At 50.0% G+C, this 2,679-nt stretch carries 2 protein-coding genes; both read left to right on the plus strand.

Annotation, left to right across the window (positions count from 1 at the left end):
• Nucleotides 1-471: 471 nt before the first annotated feature.
• Nucleotides 472-1,440, plus strand: coding sequence for a c-type cytochrome (locus ACTIE6_RS22430; RefSeq protein ID WP_439558754.1), 969 nt, complete (start codon nt 472-474; stop codon nt 1,438-1,440).
• Nucleotides 1,441-1,598: 158 nt separating this feature from the next.
• On the plus strand, nt 1,599-2,679 hold a 1,081-nt coding region (locus tag ACTIE6_RS22435), incomplete at its 3' end, for a SusC/RagA family TonB-linked outer membrane protein (RefSeq protein WP_439558755.1).

Below are 2,679 nucleotides of genomic sequence, written 5' to 3' on the forward strand. Positions count from 1 at the left end.
GGTGATAATGCCAAGATGAAACAGAAAGGGTAACAGTCTGAAAGCCCGAATTTTGCTCCGAAATAACAGGTGAGCAAACAAAACCAGATTACACAGCATGCGAAGAAGAACGGAGTTGAGAGGAAGATTTTAGAATGACGACAAATTACCAGCCAAAACCCACTGAAATGGTGGATATAGCAAGAATTTGCTATTGCGACTTGCATTCAGCATGCTTTGTTTTGTCCCTACAAGTTGCAACGACATTCAAGCAAGCTGTTTACCTGGTTACTTCAAAATTAAATAGCTCTGAATCAATTTTTTACTCAACGTTATTTCCTTTTTTTACTCAACTTTTTCAACCACCACACTGAACTTCCATGATGTACGGGCGCGCTGGGCAGGCTGCGGGTGACAAAACCTGCGGCCGCACGGTAATAAACCCGCGCAGACCGGCCAGCTCAGGTGCCTAAACGAACCTCTGACAGTTACATGAAAGCATTAAAAATTACAGGTAAGATCCTCGCCGGACTGGTGATCGTTGTTGTCGCCGCGATGATTTATGTGAAAGCTGCATTACCGGATACCGGTCCCGCACCTGACCTGAAAGTAGAACTGACACCAGCCCGCATTGAAAGGGGCAAATACCTCGCAAACCATGTAACTGTTTGTATGGATTGCCACAGCACCCGAGACTGGACACGCTACGCAGGGCCGCTGTCAGGTGGTCTGGGTGGTGGCGGCGAAGCTTTTACGCAGGAAATGGGGTTCCCTGGTAAGTTTTTTGCTCCTAATATCACACCCTACACACTGGCCAGCTGGACGGACGGAGAAGTCTTCCGTGCCGTTACAACTGGTGTGAACAAGGAAGGAAAAGCGCTGTTCCCCGTCATGGGTTACCACCGGTTCGGGCAGCTGGACCCGGAGGATATCTATTCAGTGATTGCATACATCCGCGGACTGGCGCCGATCCAAAACGATGTGCCGGAATCCGAGGCTGATTTTCCGGTTAACTTTTTGATTAACACAATGCCACAGAAAGCCGCATTTACCAAGCGGCCTGCTGAAACTGATCAGGTTGCGTACGGCAAATACCTCATTACCGCAACAGGATGCGTGGATTGTCACAGCAAAACTGAAAAGGGGAGTGTAGTGCCGGGCACAGAGTTCGGCGGGGGAATGGAGTTCAGTAGTCCAAATGGGGTGGTACGCTCGCCGAACATTACCATGCATAAAGAAACGGGGATCGGTAACTGGACGAAAGAAGCATTTGTAGCGCGTTTCAAAGCTTATACAGACAGCGCCTATGTTGCTCCAAAGCTTGCACCCGACGAGCTGAACTCACCAATGCCGTGGACCATGTACGGCGGCATGAAGGAGCAGGACCTGAGTGCGATCTTCGCCTATCTCAATACCGTGAAACCGATCGAGCACCAGGTTGTACGAATGGAGAAAAGGTAAGCTCCGAAGCAGTCACACATTTATCTTTTAAGTCAAATCACCCTATACTTCTCAGAAACGCAGAAAATTTCAGATAGAATTTATAATCTACAAACTTGGTAGATTAAATAGTTTAAGTAAATTCGCGCTCCGATTTACATAAACTATATCCAATTCTTATGTCTCAACATTTGCGTATTTCTCCTTTCAGAATGTTGACCCTGGGCTTGCTGCTGCTGGCTTTTCCGGGATTTACACAAAGCCTTGTCAAAGGAAAAGTCACATCTTCCACTGACCAGTCGGCGCTGCCCGGGATCAATGTCCTGATCAAGGGTTCTACTACGGGTACTTCCACCAATGCGGATGGTATTTTTGAAATCCAGGCCGGCGAAGAGGCGGTGCTGGTGATTTCCGGCATTGGTTACCTCACGCAGGAAGTGCCGGTGCGCCGCCGTTCTCAGGTTAGTGTGCAGCTGAGCGATGATACGCGCCAGCTAAATGAACTCGTGGTGGTCGGCTACGGTACCCAGAAAAAGCGCGACCTGACAGGCGCCGTCAGCTCGCTCGATAGCAGGGATTTTAACAAAGGGGTACAAACCTCAGTGGATCAGCTTATTGCCGGTCGCTCGCCGGGGGTACAGGTTACACAATCCAGCTCGGAGCCGGGCGGCGGGGTGACGATCCGCATTCGCGGGGCCAACTCGATCAATGCCAATAACGAACCTTTGTATGTGATCGACGGTCTGCCGATCAACAACACCTCGGTGGTACCCAGCTCCACTGTGGTAACGGAACAAGCCCCGCGCAACCCGCTTAATGCATTGAACCCCAATGATATCGAGTCTGTCGAAATCCTGAAAGACGCTTCTGCGACGGCGATTTACGGCTCCCGTGGTGCAAACGGGGTTATCCTGATCACCACCAAAAAGGGCACGAAGGGTAAATTGAATGTGAACTACTCGCTGTCCGGCGGTATTTCAGAAGTGACGAAAAGGGTGCCGATGCTGAATGCGAAGCAGTATACCAGTCTGCTCAACGACCTGCGCGCCGACCAGAAACAGGCACCGGAATTCTCTGCCGAGCAGATCGCGCAAATAGGAGCGGGTACTTACTGGCAGGACGAGATTTTTCAAAAAGGTTCTGTTCAAAACCATCAGCTGAGCTTCTCGGGCGGGCAGGAAAAATTCAATTACTATGCTTCGCTGAACTACCTTGACCAGAAGGGCGTGGTGATCAGTTCGGGGATTAAAAAGTATGTAG

Origin of the sequence: Dyadobacter sp. (assembly GCF_051859145.1) — a bacterium.
Classification (GTDB): domain Bacteria; phylum Bacteroidota; class Bacteroidia; order Cytophagales; family Spirosomataceae; genus Dyadobacter.

Coding starts and splice junctions, on each gene's coding strand:
- ACTIE6_RS22430 (WP_439558754.1), top strand. CDS start 472: ATGAAAGCATTAAAAATTACAGGTAAGATCCTCGCCGGACTGGTGATC.